The following is a 25,764-nucleotide window of genomic DNA, read 5'->3' on the forward strand; positions in this document are numbered from 1 at the left end:
GCCCGTCCTTAACGGGCCCGCCCGGATTCGAACAGGCCCGTTACGGAGCGTCCGTCAGCTCTCCTCGGAACCGCCGTCCGCGGCGCCGGTCTCCCGGGCGGCCGCGGCCTTGGCGGTGGTCTTCTTCGCCGCCGTCTTCTTCACCGTCGCGGTCTTCTTGGCCACGGTCTTCTTGGCGGCGGTCTTGGTCGCCGTCGCCTTCTTCGCCGCGGTCTTGGTCGCGGTGGCCTTCTTGGCCGGGGCCTTCTTGGCGGTCTTCTTCACCGGCCCGCGGGCGCGCTTCTCGGCGAGCAGCTCGTACGCCCGCTCCGGGGTGATGGTCTCGACCTCGTCGTCCTTGCGGAGCGTCGCGTTGGTCTCCCCGTCGGTGACGTACGGGCCGAACCGGCCGTCCTTGACCACCACGGGCCGCTCGCTGACCGGGTCGGTGCCGAGCTCCTTGAGCGGCGGCGCGGCGGCGGCCCGCCCGCGCGCCTTGGGCTGGGCGTAGATGGCCAGCGCCTCGTCCAGGGTGATGGAGAGCAGCTGGTCCTCGCTGGTCAGCGAGCGCGAGTCGGTGCCGCGCTTGAGGTACGGGCCGTAGCGGCCGTTCTGCGCGGTGATCTCGTTGCCCTCGGCGTCGGTGCCGACCACCCGCGGCAGCGAGAGGAGCTTCAGCGCGTCCTCCAGCGTGACGGTGTCCAGGTCCATCGACTTGAACAGCGAGGCGGTGCGCGGCTTGACGGCGTTCTTGCCGGTCTTCGGCGTGCCCTCGGGCAGCACCTCGGTGACGTACGGGCCGTACCGGCCGGCCTTGGCGACCAGCGGGTTGCCGCTGACCGGGTCGGTGCCGAGCTCGCGCTCGCCGCTGGGCTTGGCGAACAGCTCCTCGGCGAGCTCGACGGTCAGCTCGTCCGGCGGCAGGTCCTCGGGCACGTCGGCGCGCTGCTCGGCCTCGCCCTCCGGGGTGGGCCGCACGACGTACGGGCCGAAGCGGCCGACCCGGAGCACGATGCCGTCGCCGATCGGGAAGGAGCTGATCTCCCGGGCGTCGATCGCGCCCAGGTCCGTGACGAGTTCCTTCAGGCCGCCGAGGTGGTCGCCGTCGCCGTTCCCGGCGTCGGCGGCGACGCCGACCGCCGCGTCCGCCTCGCCCGCGCCGAAGTAGAAGCGCTTGAGCCACGGCACGGACTCGGCCTGGCCGGCCGCGATCCGGTCGAGGTCGTCCTCCATCTTCGCGGTGAAGTCGTAGTCGACCAGCCGGCCGAAGTGCTTCTCCAGCAGGTTGACCACCGCGAAGGACAGGAAGGACGGCACCAGGGCGGTGCCCTTCTTGAACACGTACTTGCGGTTGATGATCGTGTCGATGATCGAGGCGTAGGTGGACGGGCGGCCGATCTCCCGGTCCTCCAGCTCCTTGACCAGCGAGGCCTCGGTGTAGCGGGCCGGCGGCTTGGTGGCGTGGCCCTCGGGGGTGAGCTTCTCGGCGGCCAGCGGGTCGCCCTCGGCGACCTGCGGCAGGCGGCGCTCGCGGTCGTCCAGCTCGGCGTTCGGGTCGTCCGCGCCCTCGACGTACGCCTTCAGGAAGCCGTGGAAGGTGATGATCTTGCCGGAGGCGGAGAACTCGGCGTCCCGCCCGTCGGCGGCCCGGCCGCCGACCCTGACGGTCACCGACTGGCCGACCGCGTCCTTCATCTGGGAGGCGACGGTGCGCATCCAGATCAGCTCGTACAGCCGGAAGTCGTCGCCGCCCAGCCCGGTCTCGGCGGGCGTGCGGAAGCGGTCCCCGGACGGGCGGATCGCCTCGTGCGCCTCCTGCGCGTTCTTCACCTTGGAGGCGTAGGTGCGCGGCGCGGACGGCAGGTAGTCGGCCCCGTAGAGCTGGGTGACCTGGGTGCGGGCCGCGGTGACCGCGGTCTCCGACAGCGTGGTCGAGTCGGTGCGCATGTAGGTGATGAAGCCGTTCTCGTACAGCTTCTGCGCGACCTGCATGGTCCGCTTCGCACCGAAGCCCAGCTTGCGGCTGGCCTCCTGCTGCAGCGTGGTGGTGCGGAACGGCGCGTACGGGGAGCGGCGGTACGGCTTGGACTCGACGCTGCGGACGCTGAACGCGGTCTGCTGCAGCCCGGCGGCCAGCGCGCGGGCGGCCTGCTCGTCCAGGTGCAGGGTGGTCGCGGCGCTCTTCAGGCGGCCGTCCGGACCGAAGTCGCGGCCGGTGGCGACGCGCTTGCCGTCGACCGCGACCAGGCGGGCCCCGAAGGACTCCGGGTTCGCGGCGTCGGCGGAGGTGCGGCCGGTGCCGAAGGTGCCGATCAGGTCCCAGTACGAGGCCGAGGTGAAGGCGATCCGCTCGCGCTCGCGCTCGACCACCAGGCGGGTGGCCACCGACTGGACGCGGCCCGCCGACAGCTTCGGCATGACCTTCTTCCACAGCACCGGGGAGACCTCGTAGCCGTAGAGGCGGTCCAGGATGCGGCGGGTCTCCTGCGCGTCGACCAGGCGCTTGTTCAGGTGCCGCGGGTTGCGCACGGCCTCCTGGATGGCGTCCTTGGTGATCTCGTGGAAGACCATCCGGTGCACCGGCACCTTGGGCTTGAGCACCTCCTGCAGGTGCCACGCGATGGCCTCGCCCTCGCGGTCCTCATCGGTGGCGAGGAAGAGTTCGTCGGACTCCTTCAGCAACGACTTCAACTTGGTGACCTGGGACTTCTTGTCCGGGTTCACCACGTAGATCGGAGCGAAGTCGTGGTCCACGTCGACGCCGAGGCGGCGCACCTCGCCGGTGTACTCGTCCGGGACCTCGGCTGCCGTACCCGGCAGGTCACGGATGTGACCGACACTGGCCTCGACGATGTAGCCGGGCCCGAGGTAGCCCTTGATCGTCTTGGCCTTGGCCGGCGACTCGACGATGACGAGTCGCTTGCCGTGCGCGGTCTCGCTGCTCGGGGACACCTTCGCTCTTCTCTCCCGGTCGTTCACCAAAGCTCCTGGGCTGCCGTAGCGCGACGGCCCCACCAGCGGAGTGTGACCGTACCCCGGCCACCCTTGTCAAACGGACGGAACCTGCTTTTTCACCGGCAAGGCCGACCGACGCCACTCGAACGGTAACCCGATGGCAGGCCCCGGGGCATGTCTTTCCCCGGCAACCAGGCCCGCCACCGGGTGCCGACCGCCCTCCGACGAACGGCCGGAACCCGTCCCCGAGCCCGCCGGACGTCCCGTTCCCCGGATCCGGAGGAACGCGCTCCGTGACCGGTCGGCCACTCCGCCGCCCCGACCCGGACGCGTCAGCGCAGCGCCACGGCCAGCAGCGTCAGGCCCCCGGCCAACGCGGACGTGGCGAGCAGCGCCCAGAACAGGTCGGCGGGCAGCGAGGGAAGTTCCTCGTGCGCGGCCAGCACCACCCGCTCCGGCCGCTGCGGGTCGTAGGCGACCTGGACGGCCGCGCCCGGCGCCAGCCGGACCGGCCGCCGCAGCGGGGTGCTGCCCCGCGGCCGGGCCAGCACCAACCGGTACGACTCGCCCGGCCCGCCCGGGCCGGCGACCGGGTGCAGTTCGTGGACGACGCCGTGGACGGTGCCGGTGCCGGTGCCGGGGGCGGGGCCGGGGCCCGCGGCGCTGCCGGCCGGGACGCCGGGCGCCTCCACCGGGTAGGACAGCAGCGGGCTGCTGTCCATCGCGCCGCCCCGGTCCGGGTCGGCCACCACCTGCGCGGTGGCGGGCACGCCACGCCGACGCAGGTGGTGGCGAAGGCGCAGTTCCACGGCGCACCACAGCAGCAGCGCGCTCCCGAAGACCGTCAGGACCGCCCCGCCCACCAGCGTCGTCGGCGTCTCCACCCCGGTCCTCCCCCGCGCTTCCACAGCCTGTGGACAGCACCCTGGCAGCCGGTGGACAACCGGCGGCGGACACCCGGGGTACGCCCGGCCACGCGCGGGGAACGACGAGGTGAACACGCCGCCGACGGCGACCCGGCCGCCCTGCGGGGCGGGCCCGGGGCGCGCGGGTCGCCGGCCCGCCCGGTGACCAACGTCACCGCGGCGCGGCCCGGCCCGGCGCGGCCCGGCCCGACGTGGTCCGGTCCGGCGCGGTCCGGCCCGGCGTGGCGCGGCGGACGGTCGGGCAGGCAGGCAGGCAGGCGGGGTCAGCGCACCGGTTCGACGAAGCCCTGCTCGGTGAGCAGCCGCAGCGACTCGGGCACCCGCTCGCGCAGCTGCGCCGCGTCCTCGCCGAGCAGGTGGGCGATCGCGTCGACGATCTCCCCGGCGGCGAGGGTGCCGTCGCAGACGCCCACGAAGCCCGCGCCGACCGTGTCGACCTTGGTGGCCCGGCGCATGCCCCGGTTGTGCCGGAGCACCACGTGCTCCGGGTCCTCCGAGCCGGGGTCGCCGATCTGCTCCTGGACCACCTCGTCGGCGAGCAGGTAGCGGGCGGCGAGCAGCCCGGCGTCGTCGTGGGCGCGCAGGAAGTCCTGCCGGGCGAACCACTCCTCGATGTGCGGGCCGAGCGGCTGCTCGACGGGGTGCGGCCACTCCTCGATCCGCACCACGGGCTCGGCCGCGCCGGAGGCCCGCAGGGTGATCCAGCCGAAGCCGATGCCCTCCACGCCCGCCGCCTCGAAGCCGTCCAGCCACTCCTCGTAGCGCGCGGCGTACTCCCCGCCGCGGTGGTCGCCGCCGTCGCGCAGCCACAGCTCGGCGTACTGGGCGACGTCCTGCACCTCGCGCTGCACCACCCAGGCGTCCAGGCCGGTGCCGGCCACCCAGCCGGCCAGCCGGTCGTGCCAGTCCTCGCCCTTGACGTGCTGCCAGTTCGCCAGCAGCTGGCAGTAGCCGCCGGGCGCCAGGTGGGCGGCCGCGCCGCGGACCACGCTGCGGCACAGCTCGTCACCGGCCATCCCGCCGTCCCGGTAGGTGAACCGGCCCGCCGGGGAGATCACGAACGGCGGGTTGGAGACGATCAGGTCGAAGCGCCGGTCGCCGACCGGCTCGTACAGGCTGCCCTCGGCGGTCTCCACCTGGTCGAAGCCGGAGAGCGCGGCGGTCAGCCGGGTGAAGTGCAGGGCGCGCGGGTTGAGGTCGGTGGCGGTGACCCGCTGGGCGTGCCGGGCCGCGTGCAGGGCCTGCACGCCGGAGCCGGAGCCCAGGTCCAGCACCTCGCGGACCGGCCGGCGCACCGTCAGGTTGGCCAGCGTGGTGGACGCCCCGCCGACCCCGAGCACCAGGTCGCGCCGCTCGACCCCGGCGGCCGTCCGGCCCGAACCGATCCCGCCCGCACCGCCGACCGCGCAGCCCAGGTCGGACACCACCCAGGCGTCGGCGCTGGGCAGCCCGGCCACCTCGTCGGCGTACGGCCGCACGTCCACCGTGGCGCGCAGGTCGTCCCCGTCGGCCGTGAGCCAGCCGTCGGCCAGCAGGCCCTCCAGCAGACCGCCGCCCGGCCCGCCGCCGGGCAGCGCGGCGGCGGCCGCGGCCCGGGGGACCGGGCGCTGCAGCAGGAACAGCCGCACCAGGGTCTCCAGCGGCGAACCGCCGCGGGTCGCCCGCAGCGCGGGAACGGCCTCGCTCCGGGCCAGCGCCGCGTACGCGGTCGGGCCGAGCAGGTCCAGCAGTCCGTCGGCGGTGAAGGAGGCGCTCAGCAGCGCCTCGCGGAACTCCGCCATCCGGCCGGAATCAAGAACGGGGCTGTTCGTCACCCCGCCATTCTCCCCCGCCCGGCACCCCGCCCGCCCCACCGGACGGGCGCCCCGGCCCGTCGGCGACGGCCCGTCCCCGGAGCCTCAGCTCTTGGCGGGCGAGGGCGAACCGGACTGCGCGGCGTCCCCGGAAGGGCTGCCGGAGGCCGGACCGGCCGCCGGGGAGGCACCGTCGCCGGGGGCCGGAGTGCCGGTCGCACCGGAGGACGGCTCGGCGGAGGCCGCGCCCGCCCCCGCGGCACCGGCCTTGCAGCCGGGCTGCTTCTTCATCGCGTTGCCCAGGTCGCCGCTCTGCAGGGTGGCCAGCGCGGAGGTGGAGACCTGGGAGAGCTGCTGCACCTGGTCGCCGACGCTGCGCAGCCCGTCCGCGAACTTGGCCTGGTCGGTGCTGGCCAGCGCGTCGAGCTTCTTCTGCGCGTCCAGGTAGCCCTGGGCGACCTGCTTCAACTCGTTGACGGCGTCCTGCTGGACCTTCGCCCCGTCGTCGATCTTCGGCGCACCGGCCTTCTGCACCGCGTCGGCCAGCTGCTGGTTGGTGGTGGCGAGCGAGGCCAGGTCGGTGGAGAGCCGCTTCTGCAGGTCGGCGGGGGCCTCGCCCTCCTTGACGTCCGCGGTGTCCGCGAGGGCTGCCCGGGACTGCGCGACCGGGTCCTTGGCCGCGTCGCAGACGCTCTTCGCCCAGCCGTCGAGTTTCGCCGCCGAATCGTCGGCCGTGCAGCCGACCGCAGCGAGCGCGAGCAGCGCGCCGAGCGCGGGGACGGTCACCAGTCGCTTCTTCACCGGGGCCCTTTCGGTCACTGACGCCCGGCTCCGGGCATCGCCAGCGAACCTACACGGCCGCCCGGCCCCGCCCACCGGGCAGGCCGCACCGCGGCAGCGCGGAACCCGGCGGCCCGGCCGCCGGGACGCCGACCGTCCAGCGGGTTCAGACCACGACGGAGACCGGGGCGACCGGCCAGCTCATCCGGATCACGCCGCCGTCGGAGCCGTTGCCGACCTCGACGTCCTCGACCAGGCCGGTGATCACCGCGAGGCCGAGCGCGTCCTCGTCCTCCGGGTCGCCGCCGTTCGCGGCGGCCCCGGCGGCGTGCGCCGGACCGGCCTCGTCGGCGACCTCGATGAGGAACCGCTTCTCCTGCTCGGTGAGCGCCACCCGGACCGCGCCGTCCACACCGTTGCGCCGGTGCAGTGCCACGGCCCGCGAGCAGGCCTCGCCGACGGCGAGGCGCAACTCGTCGAGCACCGACTCGTCCACACCGGCCCGTCTGGCCACCGCGGCGGCCACCAGCCGGGCGGTGCGCACGTGCTCGGGAAGCGCGCTGAATCGAAGTTCGACGGTTGCCATGTCTCCCCTCCGGGGTTGCTCCCCGCTCGCCGGACGCACCGGCCCGCACGACGGGGGCGGGGACACCGACCACGCCGGCCGGGCAGGGCGCGGGGCCCCGCCGACCGGCGACGGTCGATCGAAGTGGTTCGGTGGGAACGACCGATCGACGAGGAGTCGTCAGTCGGTCGCGGCGACGGCCTCGTCCACCGAGTTGTGGATCGGGAACACCTTGGTCAGGCCGGTGATCCGGAAGATCTTGAGGATGCGCTCCTGGTTGCACACCAGGCGCAGCGAGCCCTCGTGCGCACGCACCCGCTTCAGGCCGCCGACCAGCACGCCGAGGCCGGTGGAGTCGAGGAAGTCGACGCCCTCCATGTCCACCACGAGGTGGTAGTTGCCGTCGTTGACGAGCTCGACAAGCTGCTCGCGCAACTTGGGCGCGGTGTACACATCGATCTCGCCGCCAACCTCGACGACCGTGCGATCGCCGACAGTACGGGTCGACAGGGACAGGTCCACGGAACCTCCAGCACCTTGCCTTGCTACGTCATTGCGATCTTCAACCCGGCGGCTGCCACCGCAGGGTCGCAGGGCCAGGGCGCGGCGAACCGGCAGGTCGGAGCCTCGGCGTTGCGGCCCTCGGCCGTGCGGCCGTCACGGGCTTCATTCAACCACCTGCGACCACGGGCGCACGATGGTTAACAGCGATTCTCCGTCACGCCGGTGACACACTGGGTCTTCATGCCGCCCCGTCACCACCAGCCCGAGGCCCTGCTCGCAACCCTTTCCACCGAGCGCGGCAGGTCGGATCGCCTCACCCATACGGAGCACCTGCCCGCCCGCGCGGCCCGGTATGCACCCTGGCCGGAAGGAATCCGCCAGGAGGTGGTCGCCGCGGCCTCCGGGCTCGGCGTGGTGCTGCCCTGGGCGCACCAGGCGGAGGCGATGGACCTGGCCGGTGCCGGGCGGACCACGGTGATCGCCACCGGCACCGCCTCGGGCAAGTCGCTGGGCTACCTGGCCCCGCTGCTGAGCGAGTTGCTGACCGGCACCGAGGCCCGCAACGGCCGCGGCGCGACCGCCCTCTACCTGGCCCCGACCAAGGCGCTGGCCGCCGACCAGCGACGCCGCGCCGCCGAACTCGTCCCCGACCGCGTCCGGGTCGCGCTCTACGACGGCGACACCCCGCCGCAGGAGCGCGAGTGGGTCCGCCAGTACGCGTCCTACGTGCTGACCAACCCGGACATGCTGCACCGCGGGATACTCCCGGCCCACCCGCGCTGGTCCTCCTTCCTGAAGGCGCTGCGGTACGTCGTGGTCGACGAGTGCCACACCTACCGCGGCGTGTTCGGCTCGCACGTCGCCCAGGTGCTGCGGCGGCTGCGGCGGCTGTGCGCCCGCTACGGCTCCGAGCCGACCTTCCTGCTGGCCTCGGCGACCACCGCCGAACCGGCCGTCACCGCCGAACGGCTCACCGGCCTGCCCGCCACCGCCGTGACCGAGGACTGCTCGCCGCGCGGCCCGATGGTGTTCGCGCTCTGGGAGCCGCCGCTGACCGAGAACACCGGCGAGCACGGCGCGCCCGTCCGCCGCAGCGCCACCGCCGAGGCCGGGTACCTGCTCACCGACCTGGTGCACGGCGGCACCCGGACGGTGGCCTTCGTCCGCTCCCGGCGGGCCGCCGAACTGGTCGCCCTGCAGGCCCAGGAGCAGCTCGGCCAGCCGCTCGCGTCCCGGGTCGCCGCGTACCGCGGCGGATACCTGGCCGAGGAGCGCCGCGCCCTGGAGCGCGACCTGCACACCGGTCGGCTGCTCGGTCTCGCCTCCACCTCCGCCCTCGAACTCGGCGTGGACGTCTCCGGCCTGGACGCCGTCCTGCTGGCCGGCTACCCCGGCACCCGGGCCTCGCTGTGGCAGCAGGCCGGGCGCGCGGGACGGGAGGGGCAGGGCGCGCTGGCGGTGCTGATCGCCCGGGACGACCCGCTGGACACCTACCTCGTCCACCACCCCGAGGCACTGTTCGCCACCCCGGTGGAGGCCACCGTCCTCGACCCGGACAACCCGCACGTGCTCGCCCCGCACCTGTGCGCCGCCGCGGCCGAACTCCCGCTCACCGACGCGGACCTGGAGCTGTTCGGCCCGTCCACCGCACCGCTGCTGCCGGTGCTGGAGCGGCGCGGCCTGCTCCGGCGGCGCTCGGACGGGTCCTGGTACTGGACCCGCCGCGAACGCGCCGCCGACGGCGTCGACCTGCGCGGCAGCGGCGGCAGCCCCGTGCAGATCGTCGAGGCCGACACCGGGCGGCTGCTCGGCACCGTGGACGCCGAGGCCGCGCACACCACCGTGCACACCGGCGCCGTCCACCTGCACCAGGGGCGGACCTACCTGGTCCGCGACTTCGACCTGGAGTCCTCGGTCGCCCTGGTCTCCCCCGCGAACCCGCCGTACACCACCTCCGCCCGGGACGTCACCTCCATCGCGATCCTGTCCACCGACACCACCGAGGAGTGGGGCGAGGCCCGGCTCAGCTTCGGCTCGGTGGAGGTCACCAACCAGGTCGTCGGCTACCTCCGCAAGCGGATCTCGACCGGCGAGGTCCTCGGCGAGAGCAAGCTCGACCTGCCGCCCCGCACGCTGCGCACCCGCGCCGTCTGGTGGTCCGTCACCGAGGACCAACTCCTCGACGCGCTCGTCCCGTTCGACCAGCTCCCCGGCGCCGCCCACGCCGCCGAGCACGCCTCCATCGGTCTCCTCCCGCTGTTCGCCACCTGCGACCGCTGGGACATCGGCGGCGTGTCCGTCCCGCTGCACCCCGACACCGGACTGCCCACGGTCTTCGTGTACGACGGCCACTCCGGCGGTGCGGGCTTCGCCGAGCGCGGCTTCCGACGCGCCGTCGAGTGGCTGACCGCGACCCGGGACGCCATCGCCGCCTGCGAGTGCGAGCGCGGCTGCCCGTCCTGCGTGCAGTCCCCGAAGTGCGGCAACGGCAACGAACCGCTCGACAAGGCCGCCGCGATCCGCCTCCTCACCACCCTCCTCGCCGGGGCTCCGACCCCGCCCGCCCCCGAGGAGGAGCCGGCCGGAAGCAACTGACCCGGCGTTCCCGCCGGGGCCGTCCCGCCCACCCCGCCCGTCCTGCCCGGCACGGGCACCGGACCCGCCGGGCCCGGCGGTGAACGCGGCCCCGCCCAACTCACCGGCCCCGCCCGGCTCCCCGGCCCCGCCCGGCTCCCCGGCCCAGGACCGGATCGGTCCCGCCCGGGCGCGGGCCAGGGCCGGGGCGAGCGGCACCGGGACGCCGCGGACCGGCGCCCGGGCCACCACCTCCACCGCGTCCTGCTCCGGGAGCACCCGGCAGGAGACCAACTCGACCCCCTCCTGAGCCCTCGTCAACTCCACGGCCCTCCCGCAGCCGCCGTCCTCGTCGAGCAGCAGCCGGTCCGCGGCGGCCAGGGCCGCCAGGTCGGCCGCCGACTCGGCACGGTGGCGGGCGGCCACCACCGACCCCAGCGCCAGACAGGCCGAGAAGACCACCACCCCGAGCGACCCCAGGGCCACCAGCCACACCGTCGCCGACCCGCGGTCGTCCGCCGACCCCGAAGACGCCCCGCTCCCCCGCACGGCCCCACCTCCTCCCGTCCGTCCCGAACCGCCGTCCACGTCATCCACCACCCGCCAGCACGTCCTCCCGGGCGCCCACCGCCGTGGCCGTGAGCCGGACCGAGAGCAGGGCGGCCAGCCGCCCGGGGCCCGGGCAGGGGGCCTCGACGGTGGCCCGGACGGTGGTGGCGTCCAGGTCGATGGCGACCTTCGCACCGCGCGGCGCCGCGGCAGTGGCCCGGGCCAGCGCGTCGGTGTCGCCGCGGGCGGCGGCCCGGGCCCCGATCCGGGCCGCGTCCACGCAGCGGATCTGGGCACCGGCCGCCACCAGGCCCCAGGTCAGCATCGCCGCGAGCAGCACCAGGGCGGGCAGCCCGACCGCGGTCTCGGCCGTGACCATCCCGCTGTCCGCCGCGCCCCGGCCGCCACCCGCGGGTCTCCGGTCAGACCGCATGCAGGGCCCGTCCGAGCATCTCGGTCAGCGCCCCGGAGACCGCGCTGCTGGTCACCACCTTGTAGAGCGCGGCCGCGAAGGCGCAGGCCGCCACGGTGCCGATCGCGTACTCGGCCGTGCTCATCCCGGCGTCCGGCTGACCGGCCGCCCTCCGGTAGCGGTGCCGGAGCCGAACGCCGAGCCTGCGGGCGGCGAGCAGCACGGCGGTCGGCCGGGCGGCCCGTACGGGCTTCTTCATGAGGACCCCTTCCACGGGAACGGATGTGAACGAATGCGAACGGGCTTGAACTTGCTTGCGCGGGGCGGAATCGGTGCGGGCCGGTGGTCCGCGTGGAACCGCTCGGCCCCGAACGGGACCGGCACGCGGACGGCACGGCCTCACGGGCGTTGGGAGAAGGCCGCGGTCAGCCCCGTGACCACCGGCACCACGCCGATCAGCACGAACGCGGGCAGGAAGCAGAGCCCGAGCGGCGCGGTCGCCAGCACACCCGCCCGTCTGACCCTTGCGTGCGCCGCGCGGGCGGCGGCCGCTCGTTGGGACTGGGCCAGTCCCGCCAGGGCCGCGGCCGGTGGGGCACCGCTGAGGCTGGTACGGGCCAGGCAGCGGGCGAGCGGGGCCAGGGGCGGGCAGTCGTCGGCCAGTTGCCCCCAGCAGTGCTCCGGCCCGGCACCGAGGGCGAGCCGGGCGGCGACTCCGGAGAGGCGCTCCCGCATCGGGGACGGCACGCTGTCCGCCACCGCACCGGCAGCCTCGGCCGGAGAACTGCTCGACCCCAGGCAGGCGGCCAGCAGCTCTGCGGTCAGCGGGAGCTGACGGACCAGCCAGTCGTGCTCCGCGGCCCGCCACCGCTCGTCCGGCGACCGCACCCGGGGCAGCAGCCGCCAGGCCGCCCAGCCGACCAGCGGCCCCACCACCGCGCCCGCCCCGCCACCGACCAGCACCCCGGCCGACACGCCGAGCAGCACCGCCAGCGGCCGGTCGCCCGCCAGTCGGCCGAGCCACCGCCGTACGGCCGCCCCGGCCCGCTCGCACCGTCCGTCGCGCACCGCGGAGGCCGACATTACCGGAACGCACCGCTCGATCCGTCGGCGGACCGCCCGCCGACGCATCCCCACCAGCACCTCCCCGGTCAGCCCGGCCACCGCCGCCGGCACCAGGACCGCCATCGCACTCACCCCGCCTCCCTCGTTCGCCTCTCGCCCGTCCCTCGTCGCCCCCGGCACCAGCACCAGCACCGGTCCGGTCCGGCCCCGCAGCTGGGCCGGCACGCCCCCGCACCGCCCCTCGCCGTTCCGCGGCCCCGCTCACCCCCACCGGTTCGCCCACCCCTGCGCCGACTGCGGCGGGCCACCGACCGGAAGCGCATCGCGCCGCCGGGAGATCCCGCAGCGGGCGACCTCGGGTCCGGCCGGCCGGGGACGGGCCGGGGCGGCCTCGGCGGCCCGGACGATCCGGGCCGTCCAGACGATCCCGGCCGCCTCCAGCGCGGCCCCGGCCAGCAGGCCGAGCAGGCCCACGGGCGTGTGCAGCAGGACGTGGACGGGGTGCGCCCCGAGCGCCGCGCCCAGGCCGAGGCCCACGGCGGGCAGCGCCGCGAGCACGGCCATCGTGGTGCGCGGGCCCGCGAGTTCGCCCGCGATCTCCTCGGCCAGGGCCTGCTCGGCCCGCAGTGCGTCCGCGACCTGCTCCAGCCCGACGGCCAGGCCGGTGCCGCTCTCGGTGCTGACCTGCCAGCAGGCCGCCATCGCCGCCGCGCCCGCCCCGCCCGGCAGTTCGGCCAGCAGGCGGAGCGCCGCGGGCAGGTCCGCCCCGTAGCGACCCGCCGCCAGCCGGGCCGCTGGTTCGGCGCCGAGGCGGTGCCCCCAGTCGGGGGCGGCCCGGCTGAGGACCGCGTGCATGGCCTGCCCGGGGGTGGCGCCGCTGCGCAACTCGCCTGCCAGGCCCGCGCACAGGTCGATCACCGCCGAGGCCCGCCGCCGCGCCGCCCGCGCCGCGCTCCGCCCCGCCCGCCAGCGCCGGAGCGGAACCATCCCGCCGACCGCCCCGAGCAGCGGGAGCACCGAGGAGGTGGTGTGCCCGGCCGCCGCCCCGAGCGGGAGCAGCAGCAGTTCCGGCGCCAGCCAGACCGGACGCCGACGCCGCCACAGCGCCCGCACCCGGTCGGGCCGGCCGAACCGGCCGCCCGCCTCGGCCCGGCCCCGCTGCCCGGACAGCACCCGCCGCGCCCGGCCGCCGCCGCGCGCCCGACGGCCCACCCCGATCAGCCAGCCCGCCCCGAGCAGTCCGCCGACCGCCCCGGTGGCGACCCCGAGCAAGGTCGCCGCGCAGGCCGCGCCGTACGGTCCGACCGCTCCCGCGGGCGCCTCGACGCCCGCCGTCACCGCCACCACCATCACGGCCTCCTGACCGCGGAGCGCAGCAGGTACCACGCCACCGCCCCGATCACGCACAGCCCGAGCACCCAGGCGCACTCCAGTCGGCCCGCCGTCATGCCGTCTCCTCGGTGGTCTCGGTGACATCCGTCTCGGGTTCCGCGGGCACCTCGGGTTCCGCGGGCGCCCCGGGTTCCGCGGGCACCTCGACCGCTCCGACCACCCCGACCGCCCCGCTCGGGCACGGCGGCAGGTCGACGCCGCGTTCGGCGCACAGCTCCCGCAGCCGTGCCCAGCCGGGGCCCGGGCGGACCCGGCCGTCACGCTCGAAGTGGACGGCGGCGGTGGTGGAGGTCAGGCCGTCGGGTCCGCCGATCAGCAGGTGGAGCCCGGTGACCCGGCGGCGGCCGTCGGCGCGGTCCCGGTCGAGGTGGACGACCGCGTCGAGACCGGCCCGGAGTTGGCTGTGCAGGGAGCGCCGGTCGAGCCCCGCGAGCGAGCCGAGGGCCTCCAACCGGGCGGGCACGTCGGCCGCGGTGTTGGCGTGCACGGTGCCGCAGCCGCCCTCGTGGCCGGTGTTCAGGGCCGACAGCAGGTCGACCACCTCGGCGCCGCGGACCTCGCCGACCACCAGCCGGTCCGGCCGCATCCGCAGCGCCTGCCGGACGAGGTCGCGCAGGGTCAGTTCGCCCAGCGACTCCTGGTTGGGCGGGCGGGACTGCAGCCGGACCACGTGCGGGTGGTCCGGGCGCAGCTCGGCGGAGTCCTCGGCCAGCACGATGCGTTCGTTGCCGGGGACGAGGCCGAGCAGGGCGGCGAGCAGGGTGGTCTTGCCGGTGCCGGTGCCGCCGGAGACCAGCAGCGAGAGCCGGGCCCGCAGGACGGCGGCGAGCAGGTCCGCCCCGGCCGGGGGGAGCGCCCCGGCCGTGACCAGTTCGGCGAGGGTGAAGGGCCGGTTGCGGCTGGTCCGCAGCGAGATGTGGGTGCAGTCGGCGGCGATCGGCGGGAGGACGGCGTGCAGCCGGGTGCCGTCGGGCAGCCTGGCGTCGACCCAGGGGCGGGCGTCGTCGAGGCGGCGCCCGGCCGCGGTGGCCAGCCGGTGGGCGAGCCGCCGGACGGCGTCGGCGTTCGGGAAGCGCACCTGGTGGACGCGCTCCAGGCCGTTGCCGCGGTCGACCCAGATCCGGTCGGGCCCGTTGACCAGGACGTCGGTGACGCCGTTCTCGGCCAGCAGCGGGTCGAGCGGACCCGCGCCGACGATCTCGGCGCGCAGGCTGCGCACCGCGGACAGCACGTCGGCCCCGCCGAGCGGGGGCCCGGCGGCGCGCAGGGCGGCGGCGACCGAACCGGCGGTGGGCGGCGCCCCGGCCTCGGCGAGCCGGATCCGGACGGCGTCCACCAGTTCGGCGGCCTCCTCCGGGCCCGGCCCGGTGACGGGGCCGGTCGGCGGCCCGTCGTCCGCCGGGGCGGCGGGCGACTGCCGGTGCACCAGGTAGCGCACCGGAGGGGCCTGCCGGGGCTCGGGGACGGGCGGCCCGTCCCCGACCGGCCGGGCGGCGTCCGCGGGCCCTGACGGGGCGCCGCCGAGGCTCCGGGCACGCGGTACGGCGATCCGCCGGTGGGCTCGGGCGATCGGCCTCCGGAGGACCCGCTGCTCGCCCTGGTGGCCCTCCGCGGTGCGGAGGTCGGTGCGGGCACGGGTGTGGGGATCGGTGTGGGCATCGACGGCGTGGGCGTCGACGGTGCGCAGGCGGTTGGTCACGGTTGCTCCTCAGGCCGCCACGACGGGCGGCATCGCTTCGGTCAGGAACCGCCCGCAGAACCGGGCGAGCGGCCCGCGCTCCCGCAGGCCGGGCGGGGCGCCGCGTTCGACGTCCAGGGCGAGGCCGGGCTCGGGGGCGAGCTCCCCCGCGAGCCGCAGGTGCAGGCCGCGGGCGACGTCGGCGGCGGTGAGCCCTGACGGGCCGGGGGTGCGGACGACGGCCCGCAGGTCGGCGAGCCGCATCCGGACGGCGGCCGCGACCCGGTCGGCGGCCGCCAGGGCGCGCAGTTCGGCGGGCACCACGAGCAGCCCGGTGTCGGTCTGTTCGAGGGCCTGGGCGGCTGCCGCGTCGAGCTGTCTGGGCAGGTCGAGGACGACCAGCCCGCCGCGTCTGCGGGCGGCCGCCAGGACGCTGCGCATGGCTTCGGCGGGGATGGCCAGGGTGTCCGACCTGTCCCAGGACAGGGCGCTGAGCCGGTGCGGCTCGGGCAGCGCCCCGGCCAGTTCGGCCCCGCTGATCCGGCCGCGGGAGGCGGCCAGGTCGGGCCAGCGCAGCCCGTCTGCCTGTTCGGCGCCGAGCAGGACGTCGAGCCCGCCGCCGAGCGGGTCGCCGTCGATCAGCATGGTGCGGTGCCCGGCCCGGGCGGCGCAGACCGCCAGGGCGCAGGCCAGCGTGGAGGCTCCGGCACCGCCGCGCCCGCCGAGCACGGCGACGGTGAGCGCGGGCGGGCAGACGCCCTCGGTGGCGTCGGCGATGCGGTCGAGCAGCCAGGTCTGCGCGTCCGGGAGGAAGAGCACGTGCTCGGCGCCGAGCCGGACGGCGCGGACCCAGATCTCCCCGTCGTCGAGGTCGAGGCCGAGCAGCAGGACGCCGGGCCGCCGGGCCAGGCCGGCGCACTGCTCGGCCAGGTCGTCGCCGACCAGGACCAGCGGGGCGTCCTCCCAGAGCCGGGCGGGCGGTGGGGCGCCGCTGAGGAGCCGTGGTTCGGCCCCGGCGGCGGCGCACAGGCGGACGAGCTGCTCGGCGAGCGCGTCGTCGGCGGTGAGGATCAGCGGCCCGGGCGGGGGCTCGGGCGCGGTGGCGTGCGGATCGGTGACGGAGGCGGACAAGGCGGTCCTCCCGTGGTGCGGGAACGGTCTGACGGCGCGTCGGCCGCGGCGCCCCGGACGGGGCCTGCGGGGTGGCGCGGACACCACGGTGAAGGACGGCGGGGAATGCGTCAGTCGACTTCCGATTGCCTGTGGATAACCCGCCCCTGTGGATAACCGAGGTCACTCGGACGGGGGCTAAAGCGCCTCGGAATTGACGCATCGGGTATACCGATATGACACTCGCACCACTACGCAGAGTGACAAAAACTTGGGACGCGAAGAAACCTCGACAACGGCTGCCGCGCCGCTGGAGCACCCCCCGCAACCACTGGCACCACCGCTCCCTGGAGGCTCAACTGCCAAGGAAAACGGGCCCGGACATGCGACGACCCCCGCCGGGGGGGAGAGCGGGGGTCGTCTATCCACGGCCCGGCTCGGGGGGGAGGAGCCGGACCGGGTTAGCACGGTCGCGCGAACGATCCGTGACTTCCATGGTGTACCCGACCGGCCAGAAACACAAACCCGCACGCCCACGGGTCCACCGAATGGCCCTCCCTTTTGGTCGCCCCTCTATCCTCGGTTCCCGTGGACACCACCGAGAACGCCGACGAGAACGCCGACTTCGCCGACCGCCGCCCGGACCGGACCGGCTACGGCGTGCCCCGCACCGCCGCCTTCTTCGACCTCGACAAGACGATCATCGCCAAGTCCAGCGCGCTCGCGTTCAGCCGGCCGTTCTACCAGGGCGGGCTGATCAACCGCCGCTCGGTGGTGAAGAGCGCGTACGCCCAGTTCGTCTTCCTGGTCGGCGGCGCGGACCACGACCAGATGGAGAAGATGCGGGCCTACCTGTCCGCGCTGACCCGGGGGTGGAACGTCCAGCAGGTCCGGGAGATCGTCGCGGAGACCCTGCACGGCATGATCGACCCGATCATCTACGACGAGGCGGCCTCGCTGATCGAGCAGCACCACGCGGCCGGCCGCGACGTGGTGATCGTCAGCAGCTCGGGCTCCGAGGTGGTCGAGCCGATCGGCCAACTACTGGGCGCGGACCACGTGATCGCCACCCGGCTGCACGTCGAGGAGGGCCGCTACACCGGCGAGATCGAGTACTACGCGTACGCCGAGAACAAGGCCGCGGCGATCCGCGAACTGGCCGAGCGGGAGGGCTACGACCTCGCCAACTGCTACGCGTACAGCGACTCCTCGACCGACCTGCCGATGCTGGAGGCGGTCGGCCACCCGGCCGCGGTGAACCCGGACCGGGCGCTGCGCAAGGAGGCGACGGCCCGCGAGTGGCCGGTGCTGGTGTTCAGCCGACCGGTCGAACTGACCCGCAGGCTCCCGGAGTTCCGCGCACCGAGCCGTTCGGTGGTGGCCGCGGTGGCGGTCGGCGCGGCGGTGCTGACGGCCGGGGCGCTGTGGTACGCCGCGCGGCGGCGCCGCCCGGCCGCGGCCTGATCCGCGACGCCGCAGGCCGGTGGACCCGGCGGGTCCACCGGCCTCCAGTGCGCCAAATCGGACAAAACTCGACGCAAACCGCCAAAGGCGCCGTTTTCGGGTTCCTCTTTCGGGCGATCTGAGGTAGAAATGGGTTACGGCCCGCGAGACCCGGTCAGGACCCCAAGAGGTCGAACCGACAACGCAGTTAAGGCCCCACGGACCGACGCACGGACAATCGGGCACCCACATGCAGCCGACCCGCTGACGGGCCGCCGCACCAGGCGAACGGGAACAGGACCCCGCCTGATGGGCAATGAACGGTGCATGCTCTGGTAACCCGGTCTCCGTGCCAGCGGCGACGCCCGGAAGTCTCGGACGTCGCCGCAACCGCGTTCCCGCACCGCCGGAACGCGCCGCCCGGAACGCGCCGACCGGAAAGTGCCGCCCGGCCTCAGACCATGCCGCGCTGCATCGCCTCGCACACCGCGGTGCTCTCGCGCACGCCCAGGCCGAGCCCGGCGGCGCAGTGCACCACCCAGCGGGAGACCCCCTCGGGGGTGCCCTCCAGGTAGCCGAGCAGGGCCCGGCGGTAGGCGGCGGTGCCGAGCTCGGCGAGGCCGACCTCGGCGGGGCAGATCGCCTTCGGGTCGAGCCCCTCGGCGGTCAGCACGATCCGCTGGGCGGCCCGGGCGACCAGGCCGTTGTAGCTGCCGAAGGGGCGCAGCGCGAGCAGTTCTCCGTGCACCACGGCGGCGACCACCAGGGCGGGCGCGCCGCCGGTGGGGCGTTCGGCCCGGGCGGCGAGCAGCCCGGCGAGCTGGTCGAGGCGGGCGGCCGCCTCGGCGGGCGGGGGCGGCGGCGGGAGTTCGCCGACCGGGCCGTCGGGGGCCCCGGCGGCCGCGGTCTCGGTGGCCGCGACCTCCAGCGGGAACAGCGGTGCGGCCTGCTCGCCGTCCCGGCGGGGGCGGCCGGCCGCGGGGTCGCCGTCGCCGACGGCGAGCAGGTGGAGCCGGGCCAGCACCTGGAGCGGGGAGGTGCGCCAGACGCTGAGCAGTTGACCGGCCTCGGCGGAGAGGCGCAGCGCGGCACCGACCGTGCGGGCCTCGGGGTCGGCGCCGAAGTCGGTGCGGCGGCGGACCTCCTCGAGCGGCCAGTCGGCGCCCTCCAGGGCGGCCGAGGCGCGGGCGCCGCGCAGGGCCGATTCGGAGGTCACCTCGCCCGCCCGGCGCCGCATCACGCGGTGCCCGTAGAGGCGGTCGACGTTCTTGCGCACCTCGGCGACGGCCTCGGGCACGCCGTCGAGCTGGGCCAGCGGGGCGAGCGGGTCAGTTCCTGTGGTCACCTACCCGAGGGTAATGAGTCCACCGAGCGGACGGGAGGCAACCCCCGGGTCACCCTTTCGTGGCAATCCGCCATTCCCCCGTGTGCGAGGCCCCAAACCACCGCTAGCATGGCCGATAATCGGTGACGATAACGGTTTCCAACAAGCATCGGGTCGGCGAGGACCGGCGGGTGCCACAGCCAGAGAGCCGGAGACTCAGAGATGAAGATCGCCTTCGTCGGCAAGGGCGGCAGCGGCAAGACCACCCTGTCCGCACTGTTCATCCGCCACCTGGCCGCCGCCGGTCGCCCGGTGGTCGCCGTCGACGCTGACATCAACCAACACCTCGGCCCGGCACTCGGCCTGACGGACGACCAGGCCGCCGCCCTCCCCTCGCTCGGCGCGCACCTGCCGGAGATCAAGGAGTACCTGCGCGGCGGCAACCCGCTGATCCGCTCCGCCGAGGAGATGATCAAGACCACCCCGCCCGGCCCCGGCTCCCGGCTGCTGCGGATCGTCGAGGAGAACCCGGTGTACGCGGCCTGCGCCCGCCCGGTCGCCCTGGACGAGGGCTCGGTCCGGCTGATGGTGACCGGCGCGTTCACCGAGGAGGACCTCGGGGTGGCCTGCTACCACTCCAAGGTCGGCGCGGTGGAGCTGCTGCTGAACCACCTGCTGGACGGCCCGGACGAGTACCTGGTCACCGACATGACGGCCGGTTCCGACTCCTTCGCCTCCGGCCTGTTCACCCGCTTCGACCTGACCCTCCTGGTCGCCGAGCCGACCCGCAAGGGCGTCTCGGTGTACCGCCAGTACAAGGAGTACGCCCAGGACTTCGACGTCCACCTGCGCGTGGTCGGCAACAAGGTGCAGGGCCCGGACGACCTGGAGTTCCTGCGCCGCGAGGTCGGCGAGGACCTGTACGCCTGCTTCGGGCAGTCCGGCTGGGTGCGCCGGCTGGAGCGCGGGGACGAGCCGCCGCTGCGCGAACTGGAGCCCGCGAACCGGGAGGTGCTGGCCCGGCTGCAGACCGCCGCCGACACCGCCCACGGGCTGCGCGACCCGCGCCGGTACAGCGCCCAGGCGGTCCGCTTCCACCTGCGCAACGCGGAGAGCTGGGGCAACGCCAAGGTCGGCACCGACCTCGCCGCCCAGGTCGACCCGGACTACGTGCTGGGCGCCGAGCAGCCCCGGACCGCCGGAGTCTGAACCCGCACCCGTCCCACCCGCTCCGCCAACCCCCACCCTCCGCCCCCCTCCACCCCGCCGCGCCCCGAGGGGCCGGTCCGCCCGCCACGGCCGGACCGGCCCCTCGGGCGTTCCCCCAGGAAATTCCCGCCCGCACGGGTGCCACACGATGTGGTGAACGCCCCTATTTGTACTGGCACTCGAAGCGCACGCTGTGCAAAGGTTCCATTACTCTCGGTTTACCAAGTCTTGAACCCAGGGTCGCCGCAGGCCGCCGCCGCCGCGCCCACCCCGCCACACCCGCTGTGACCCACGACAGCCGATCCGACCAGGCACACCACACCGCCGGACCTGACTGCGTTCGTTCCCCCGGAAGAAGACGGGAAGACACCCATGACCCTCGACGTCTCCAGCGCACCCATCGCCTCCGACACCACCGACCACGCCCCGCCGCCGCAGGTCGGCCCGGCCCCCGGCCGGGCCCGTGCCCTGCTGGCGCACGACCTGCCCGCCTCCCTGGCGGTGTTCCTCATCGCGGTGCCGTTCTCGCTCGGCATCGCCCTCGCCACCGGCGCCCCGCTGACGGCCGGTCTGGTCGCCGCCGCGGTCGGCGGCCTGGTGGCGGGTCTCCTCGGTGGCACCCACCTGCAGGTCAGCGGCCCGTCCGCGGCCCTGACGGTGGTCACCGCCGGGGTGATCGCCCAGTACGGCTGGCCGACCGCCTGCCTGGTCACCGTCGCCGCGGGCCTGCTGCAACTGCTGCTCGGCTCGCTGCGGGTGGCCCGCGCCGCGCTCGCCGTCTCACCCGCCGTGGTGCACGGCATGCTGGCGGGCGTCGGCCTGACCATCGCGATCGCCCAACTCCACGTCATCCTCGGTGGCACACCGCACAGTTCGGCCCTGGCCGACCTGCTCTCGCTGCCCGGCGAGCTGGCCGGGCCGCACCTGCCCGCGCTGGCGGTCGGCCTGCTGGCGCTGGCGGTCCTGTACGGCTGGCCCCGGCTCGGCCTGCTGCCCGGCGCGGCCGGTCGCGTCGGCGTCCGACTGGCCCAGTTGCCCGCGGCGCTGGTCGCGGTGGCCGCCGCCACCACCCTGTCGCTGGTCGCCGGGCTGCGGCTGGCCCGGGTCGAGCTCCCGGTCTGGGAGCACCACCAGTTCTTCTCGATGCCCCCGCTCGACCTGCTGTCTGGCCACTGGGCGGCGCTGCTCGGCCTGGTGCTGACGGTCACCGTGGTGGCCGGCGTGGAGTCCCTGCTGTCCTCCGTGGCCGTCGACCGGATGACCCGTCGCAGCGGCGACCTGGACCGCGAGCTGCGCGCCCAGGGCGCGTCCAACCTGGCCTCGGGGCTGCTCGGCGGTCTCCCGGTGGCCGGTGGCGCCGTCCGCTCCACCGCCAACGTGCAGGCCGGCGCGGCCACCCGGGCCTCCGCGGTGCTGCACGGCTGCTGGGTGCTGGTCGCCGCGCTGGTGCTGACCGCCGGGCTGCGGCGGATCCCGCTGGCCGCGCTGGCCGCCCTGGTGCTGGTGGTCGGCGTGCAGATGGTCAGCTTCGCGCACATCCGCCGGGTGCACCGGCACCGCGAGTTCCCGGTGTACCTGGCCACCGTGCTCGGGGTGGTGCTGCTCGGCGTCCCGCTCGGGGTGGTGCTCGGCGGTTCGGTCGCCGTGCTGCTCGCCCTCTACCGGCTGACCCGCGCCCACGTGGACGTGCTGGCCGAGGAGGACGGCTCGTACACCGTCCGCACCCACGGCCCGCTGACGTTCGCGGCCGTCCCCAAGCTGAGCAGGGCGCTGGGCCTGGTCCCGGCCGGGGCGCGGGTGACGGTCCACCACGACGGCTCGTTCCTGGACCACGCCGCGTACGAGGCGCTGCACGCCTGGCGCACCGGCCACCAGGCCGCCGGCGCCCAGGTCGCGATGGTGACCGAGCGCCGCCCGCAGGACGTGCTGGACCCGGACGGCACCGTCCGGGCGGGCAGCTCCCCCGGGCCGCACCGCTGCCGCGCCTGGACGCCCTGGGTCGGCCACCACTGCATCGAGCAGCGCGAGGACGACCCGCACGTCCGACTGCTCGACGGCGTCCGCGGTTTCCAGCAGCACACCGCCCCGCTGGTCCGTCAGGAGCTCGCCCGCCTCGCCCGGGACGGCCAGACGCCCTCGCAGCTCTTCCTCACCTGCGCGGACTCCCGGATGGTCACCAGCATGATCACCAGTTCCGGCCCGGGAGACCTCTTCACCGTCCGCAACGTCGGCAACCTCGTCCCCGCCCCGTACGAGCCGGGCGCCGCGGACGACTCGGTGGCCGCCGCCGTCCAGTACGCGGTGGAGGTCCTGGAGGTCGCCTCGATCACGGTCTGCGGGCACTCCGGCTGCGGTGCGATGAAGGCCCTGCTGGACGGCGTCACCGAGGCGGCCAGTCCGCCCACCGCGCTGGCCCGCTGGTTGCGCAACGGCCGCAGCTCGCTCGACCGCCTGCGGCGTGCGCCCGCCGAGTTCGAGGGCCGCCCCGCGGCGGACGTGGTGGAGCAGCTGTGCATCACCAACGTGGTGCAGCAGCTCGACCAGCTGCTGGCCAACCCGGCGGTGGAGCGCCGGGTCGCGGACGGGTCGCTGCGGCTGGTCGGGATGTACTTCGACTTCGCGACCGCGCAGGCCTACGTGCTGGACGCGCGGACCGGCCGCTTCGCCCCGGTGCACGCGCACGTCGAGCCGGAGCAGGACCTCGCGGCCTAGGGCCGTCCTCCGTCAGAGCAGCAGCCGGGCCAGGTCGGCCGGGGTCACGTAGCCGGGCCAGCGGTGGTCGGTGAAGAGGTGGACCCCGGCGTCCTGGTAGCACTGGTCGACGAGCTGGGAGCAGATCATGTGCGCGGTGCTGGCGACGTAGCGCCGCAGCGGGGGACCGATCGGCAGGTGCAGGCGGACGGCGGCGAGGGCGAGGTAGTCGGCGAAGCTGTAGGGGGTGCCGACGTAGGAGCGGGCGGCCGCGGTGATCGCGGACCGCTGCTCGTCGGTGAGCGGGATCCGGCCGGTGGACCAGAGCACCGGCCGGTCGTCGTAGACGGAGAGCGGGCGGAGTTCCGCGCCGCCGGGCTGGGCCTCGACGAGTTCGCCGTCGCCGACGTGGACGAAGGCGTGCTCGTAGTCGGCGAACCCGTCGCCGTTGAGGAACTGGCCGATCCGGATCAGGCGGCCGGTGCGGCCGCCCATCCGGACGACCGCGAAGTCGCCGGGGAGGGGAGGGGTGGTGTTCATGGCGGTGACCCCGTCTTCGTGGCGCACAGTGATGAGACGTACACTTTCAGTGGAGTACCGGCAAGGGGAGGCGTCAAGGCGCCGTGCGGGATTGACCGGGGCGGGGGGCGGGAAGGGGCAGGGGGGCCGACGGGAGGGCCGGGGCGGCGCCCACCTGGGGCGGAGGCACCCGGTCGATCAAAGGTCTACACCAATTTCCCGGCAGCTCTTGTCAACGGAGCCGTCGGCCTGGTGAGCTGTGCGCTGGGACACACGGGACAATCCCTCCGCACGGGGTTCCCCGGTATTTGAGACTCGATGAGGAGTGCGCGTTGAGCAACGAGAGCCTGGCCAATCTGCTCAAGGAGGAGCGGCGTTTCGCCCCGCCCGCGGAGCTCGCCGCCTCCGCCAACGTCACCGCCGACGCCTACGCCCAGGCCTCCGAGGACCGGCTGGCCTTCTGGGCCGAGCAGGCCCGCCGGCTGAGCTGGGCGGTCGAGCCCACCGAGACCCTGGACTGGTCGAACCCGCCGTTCGCCAAGTGGTTCGCCGACGGCAAGCTGAACGTGGCGTACAACTGCGTGGACCGCCACGTCGAGGCCGGCAACGGCGACCGCGTCGCCATCCACTTCGAGGGCGAGCCCGGCGACAGCCGCGCCATCACCTACGCCCAGCTCAAGGACGAGGTCTCCAAGGCCGCCAACGCCCTGCAGCAGCTCGGCGTGGCCAAGGGCGACCGGGTCGCCGTCTACCTGCCGATGATCCCCGAGGCGGTCGTCGCGATGCTCGCCTGCGCCCGGATCGGCGCGGCGCACTCGGTGGTCTTCGGCGGCTTCTCCGCCGACGCGGTGGCCTCCCGGATCAAGGACGCCGACGCCAAGCTGGTCATCACCGCCGACGGCGGCTACCGCCGCGGCAAGCCGTCCGCGCTCAAGCCCGCCATCGACGAGGCGCTGACCAAGGTCGACGGCGTGGAGAACGTCCTGGTCGTGCGCCGCACCGGCGAGGAGGTGGCCTGGACCGAGGGCCGCGACGTCTGGTGGCACGAGCTGGTCGACGGCCAGTCCGCCGAGCACACCCCCGAGGCGCACGACGCCGAGCAGCCGCTGTTCATCCTGTACACCTCGGGCACCACCGGGAAGCCCAAGGGCATCCTGCACACCTCGGGCGGCTACCTCACCCAGGCCAGCTTCACCCACAACGCGGTCTTCGACCTCAAGCCGGCCACCGACGTCTACTGGTGCACCGCCGACATCGGCTGGGTCACCGGCCACTCGTACATCGTCTACGGCCCGCTCTCCAACGGCGCCACCCAGGTGATCTACGAGGGCACCCCGGACACCCCGCACCAGGGCCGGATGTTCGAGATCGTGCAGAAGTACGGCGTGACCATCCTCTACACCGCGCCCACCCTCATCCGCACCTGGATGAAGTGGGGCGACGACATCCCGGCGCAGTTCGACCTCTCCAGCCTGCGGGTGCTGGGCTCGGTCGGCGAGCCGATCAACCCCGAGGCGTGGGTCTGGTACCGCGAGCACATCGGCGCCGGGAAGACCCCGATCGTCGACACCTGGTGGCAGACCGAGACCGGCGCGATCATGATCAGCCCGCTGCCGGGCGTCACCGAGACCAAGCCGGGCTCCGCCCAGCGCGCCCTGCCGGGCATCGCCGCCACCGTGGTGGACGACGAGGCCCGCGAGGTGCCCGACGGCTCCGGCGGCTACCTGGTGCTGACCGAGCCGTGGCCGTCCATGCTGCGCACCATCTGGGGCGACGACCAGCGCTACGTCGACACCTACTGGTCGCGCTTCGAGGGCCGCTACTTCGCCGGTGACGGCGCCAAGAAGGACGAGGACGGCGACATCTGGCTGCTCGGCCGGGTGGACGACGTGATGCTGGTCTCCGGCCACAACATCTCCACCACCGAGGTCGAGTCGGCGCTGGTCGGCCACCCGGCGGTCGCCGAGTCCGCGGTGGTCGGCGCGACCGACGCCACCACCGGCCAGGCGATCGTGGCCTTCGTGATCCTGCGCGGCACCGCCGCGGACAGCGAGGAGCTGATCGCGGAGCTGCGCAACCACGTCGGCAGGACGCTCGGCCCGATCGCCAAGCCGAAGCAGATCAAGGTGGTCTCGGAGCTGCCCAAGACCCGCTCCGGCAAGATCATGCGCCGCCTGCTGCGCGACATCGCCGAGGGCCGCGAGGTGGGCGACACCACCACGCTGGCCGACTCCACGGTGATGAACCTGATCCAGTCCCAGCTGCCCGCCGCCGGCTCCGAGGGCTGATCCACCGC

The 25,764-nt window shown here is 74.9% G+C and carries 20 protein-coding genes and 1 pseudogene; 6 read left to right on the forward strand and 15 right to left on the reverse strand.

Features of this window, described 5'->3' with window-relative positions; translation table 11 throughout:
* Positions 1–54: 54 nt before the first annotated feature.
* The 6 genes from topA to bldG all read right to left on the reverse strand — a co-directional run bounded on the left by topA (position 55) and on the right by bldG (position 7,520).
* Entirely contained in the window at positions 55–2,931 is a 2,877-nt protein-coding gene (gene topA / locus QSK52_RS11885) for a type I DNA topoisomerase (RefSeq protein ID WP_285735938.1), read from the reverse strand.
* Between the two features lie 335 nt (positions 2,932–3,266).
* Positions 3,267–3,818: a DUF3592 domain-containing protein gene (locus QSK52_RS11890; RefSeq protein WP_285735939.1), complete on the reverse strand. Its 552-nt coding sequence runs from the start codon at positions 3,816–3,818 to the stop codon at positions 3,267–3,269.
* A gap of 305 nt (positions 3,819–4,123) precedes the next feature.
* Positions 4,124–5,641, reverse strand: a complete 1,518-nt coding sequence (locus tag QSK52_RS11895; protein ID WP_285736038.1) for a DUF7059 domain-containing protein — start codon at positions 5,639–5,641, stop codon at positions 4,124–4,126.
* Between the two features lie 117 nt (positions 5,642–5,758).
* On the reverse strand, positions 5,759–6,454 hold the full coding sequence (locus tag QSK52_RS11900) for a small secreted protein (protein WP_285735940.1): 696 nt from the start codon (positions 6,452–6,454) through the stop codon (positions 5,759–5,761).
* 145 nt (positions 6,455–6,599) lie between these two features.
* Positions 6,600–7,019 carry an ATP-binding protein gene (locus tag QSK52_RS11905; RefSeq protein ID WP_285735941.1) on the reverse strand — a complete coding sequence of 140 codons (420 nt, stop codon included), beginning with the start codon at positions 7,017–7,019 and terminating at the stop codon, positions 6,600–6,602.
* A 159-nt stretch (positions 7,020–7,178) separates the two neighbouring features.
* Complete coding sequence (gene bldG, locus QSK52_RS11910; RefSeq protein WP_014136695.1) at positions 7,179–7,520, reverse strand: anti-sigma factor antagonist BldG; 342 nt, start codon at positions 7,518–7,520, stop codon at positions 7,179–7,181.
* A 222-nt stretch (positions 7,521–7,742) separates the two neighbouring features.
* Here bldG and QSK52_RS11915 point away from each other — a divergent pair, with 222 nt between their 5' ends.
* Together QSK52_RS11915 and QSK52_RS11920 are read left to right on the forward strand one after the other, a co-directional pair.
* Positions 7,743–10,097, forward strand: coding sequence for a DEAD/DEAH box helicase (locus QSK52_RS11915; protein ID WP_285735942.1), 2,355 nt, complete (start codon positions 7,743–7,745; stop codon positions 10,095–10,097).
* A gap of 79 nt (positions 10,098–10,176) precedes the next feature.
* Positions 10,177–10,386, forward strand: a complete 210-nt coding sequence (locus tag QSK52_RS11920; RefSeq protein WP_285735943.1) for a hypothetical protein — start codon at positions 10,177–10,179, stop codon at positions 10,384–10,386.
* On the opposite strand, the pseudogene QSK52_RS39440 reads toward QSK52_RS11920, so the two are convergent.
* The 7 genes and pseudogenes from QSK52_RS39440 to ssd all read right to left on the reverse strand — a co-directional run.
* Positions 10,314–10,676: pseudogene (locus QSK52_RS39440) on the reverse strand (Rv3654c family TadE-like protein); the annotation flags it as partial. The gene QSK52_RS11920 and the pseudogene QSK52_RS39440 sit on opposite strands and share 73 nt — an antisense overlap.
* The gene (locus QSK52_RS11930; RefSeq protein ID WP_352230282.1) at positions 10,666–11,004 is read right to left on the reverse strand and encodes a TadE family type IV pilus minor pilin; all 339 of its coding nucleotides are present in this window, start codon (positions 11,002–11,004) and stop codon (positions 10,666–10,668) included. The gene QSK52_RS11930 and the pseudogene QSK52_RS39440, both read right to left, overlap by 11 nt.
* 43 nt (positions 11,005–11,047) lie before the next feature.
* Positions 11,048–11,296: a DUF4244 domain-containing protein gene (locus QSK52_RS11935; protein WP_285735945.1), complete on the reverse strand. Its 249-nt coding sequence runs from the start codon at positions 11,294–11,296 to the stop codon at positions 11,048–11,050.
* A 140-nt stretch (positions 11,297–11,436) separates the two neighbouring features.
* Positions 11,437–12,225, reverse strand: coding sequence for a type II secretion system F family protein (locus QSK52_RS11940; protein ID WP_285736039.1), 789 nt, complete (start codon positions 12,223–12,225; stop codon positions 11,437–11,439).
* Positions 12,226–12,363: 138 nt separating this feature from the next.
* Entirely contained in the window at positions 12,364–13,452 is a 1,089-nt protein-coding gene (locus QSK52_RS11945; RefSeq protein WP_285735946.1) for a type II secretion system F family protein, read from the reverse strand.
* Positions 13,453–13,546: 94 nt separating this feature from the next.
* Entirely contained in the window at positions 13,547–14,833 is a 1,287-nt protein-coding gene (locus tag QSK52_RS11950) for a TadA family conjugal transfer-associated ATPase (RefSeq protein ID WP_285736040.1), read from the reverse strand.
* 369 nt (positions 14,834–15,202) lie between these two features.
* Positions 15,203–16,303, reverse strand: a complete 1,101-nt coding sequence (ssd, locus tag QSK52_RS11955; RefSeq protein WP_285735947.1) for a septum site-determining protein Ssd — start codon at positions 16,301–16,303, stop codon at positions 15,203–15,205.
* A 639-nt stretch (positions 16,304–16,942) separates the two neighbouring features.
* Between ssd and QSK52_RS11960 the strand changes: the two genes are divergently transcribed.
* Complete coding sequence (locus QSK52_RS11960; RefSeq protein ID WP_285736041.1) at positions 16,943–17,746, forward strand: HAD family hydrolase; 804 nt, start codon at positions 16,943–16,945, stop codon at positions 17,744–17,746.
* A gap of 433 nt (positions 17,747–18,179) precedes the next feature.
* Here QSK52_RS11960 and QSK52_RS11965 read toward each other — a convergent pair whose 3' ends face one another.
* On the reverse strand, positions 18,180–19,070 hold the full coding sequence (locus QSK52_RS11965) for an oxidoreductase (protein WP_285735948.1): 891 nt from the start codon (positions 19,068–19,070) through the stop codon (positions 18,180–18,182).
* A gap of 201 nt (positions 19,071–19,271) precedes the next feature.
* On the opposite strand from QSK52_RS11965, the gene QSK52_RS11970 reads away from it, so the two are divergent.
* Both QSK52_RS11970 and QSK52_RS11975 read left to right on the forward strand, forming a co-directional pair.
* The gene (locus QSK52_RS11970) at positions 19,272–20,258 is read left to right on the forward strand and encodes an ATP-binding protein (RefSeq protein ID WP_285735949.1); all 987 of its coding nucleotides are present in this window, start codon (positions 19,272–19,274) and stop codon (positions 20,256–20,258) included.
* A gap of 372 nt (positions 20,259–20,630) precedes the next feature.
* Entirely contained in the window at positions 20,631–22,970 is a 2,340-nt protein-coding gene (locus tag QSK52_RS11975; protein ID WP_285735950.1) for a SulP family inorganic anion transporter, read from the forward strand.
* 12 nt (positions 22,971–22,982) lie between these two features.
* Here QSK52_RS11975 and QSK52_RS11980 read toward each other — a convergent pair whose 3' ends face one another.
* Positions 22,983–23,489 (reverse strand): hypothetical protein, encoded by a 507-nt coding sequence (locus QSK52_RS11980; RefSeq protein WP_285735951.1) that lies wholly within the window; start codon positions 23,487–23,489, stop codon positions 22,983–22,985.
* Between the two features lie 311 nt (positions 23,490–23,800).
* Between QSK52_RS11980 and acs the strand changes: the two genes are divergently transcribed.
* Complete coding sequence (acs, locus tag QSK52_RS11985) at positions 23,801–25,756, forward strand: acetate--CoA ligase (RefSeq protein ID WP_285735952.1); 1,956 nt, start codon at positions 23,801–23,803, stop codon at positions 25,754–25,756.
* The last annotated feature ends 8 nt before the right edge of the window (positions 25,757–25,764 follow it).

Origin of the sequence: Kitasatospora phosalacinea, from assembly GCF_030268885.1 — a bacterium.
GTDB classification, from domain to species: domain Bacteria; phylum Actinomycetota; class Actinomycetes; order Streptomycetales; family Streptomycetaceae; genus Kitasatospora; species Kitasatospora phosalacinea_C.

What these genes read in the sequence shown, in the direction of transcription:
- QSK52_RS11970 (WP_285735949.1), top strand. Translation starts at nt 19,272, where the DNA reads ATGAAGATCGCCTTCGTCGGCAAGGGCGGCAGCGGCAAGACCACCCTG.
- QSK52_RS11940 (WP_285736039.1), bottom strand. Translation starts at nt 12,225, where the DNA reads ATGGCGGTCCTGGTGCCGGCGGCGGTGGCCGGGCTGACCGGGGAGGTG.
- QSK52_RS11935 (WP_285735945.1), bottom strand. Translation starts at nt 11,296, where the DNA reads ATGAAGAAGCCCGTACGGGCCGCCCGGCCGACCGCCGTGCTGCTCGCC.
- QSK52_RS11930 (WP_352230282.1), bottom strand. Translation starts at nt 11,004, where the DNA reads ATGGTCACGGCCGAGACCGCGGTCGGGCTGCCCGCCCTGGTGCTGCTC.
- QSK52_RS11915 (WP_285735942.1), top strand. Translation starts at nt 7,743, where the DNA reads ATGCCGCCCCGTCACCACCAGCCCGAGGCCCTGCTCGCAACCCTTTCC.
- QSK52_RS11895 (WP_285736038.1), bottom strand. Translation starts at nt 5,641, where the DNA reads ATGGCGGAGTTCCGCGAGGCGCTGCTGAGCGCCTCCTTCACCGCCGAC.
- QSK52_RS11980 (WP_285735951.1), bottom strand. Translation starts at nt 23,489, where the DNA reads ATGAACACCACCCCTCCCCTCCCCGGCGACTTCGCGGTCGTCCGGATG.
- QSK52_RS11945 (WP_285735946.1), bottom strand. Translation starts at nt 13,452, where the DNA reads ATGGTGGTGGCGGTGACGGCGGGCGTCGAGGCGCCCGCGGGAGCGGTC.
- QSK52_RS11975 (WP_285735950.1), top strand. Translation starts at nt 20,631, where the DNA reads ATGACCCTCGACGTCTCCAGCGCACCCATCGCCTCCGACACCACCGAC.
- QSK52_RS11905 (WP_285735941.1), bottom strand. Translation starts at nt 7,019, where the DNA reads ATGGCAACCGTCGAACTTCGATTCAGCGCGCTTCCCGAGCACGTGCGC.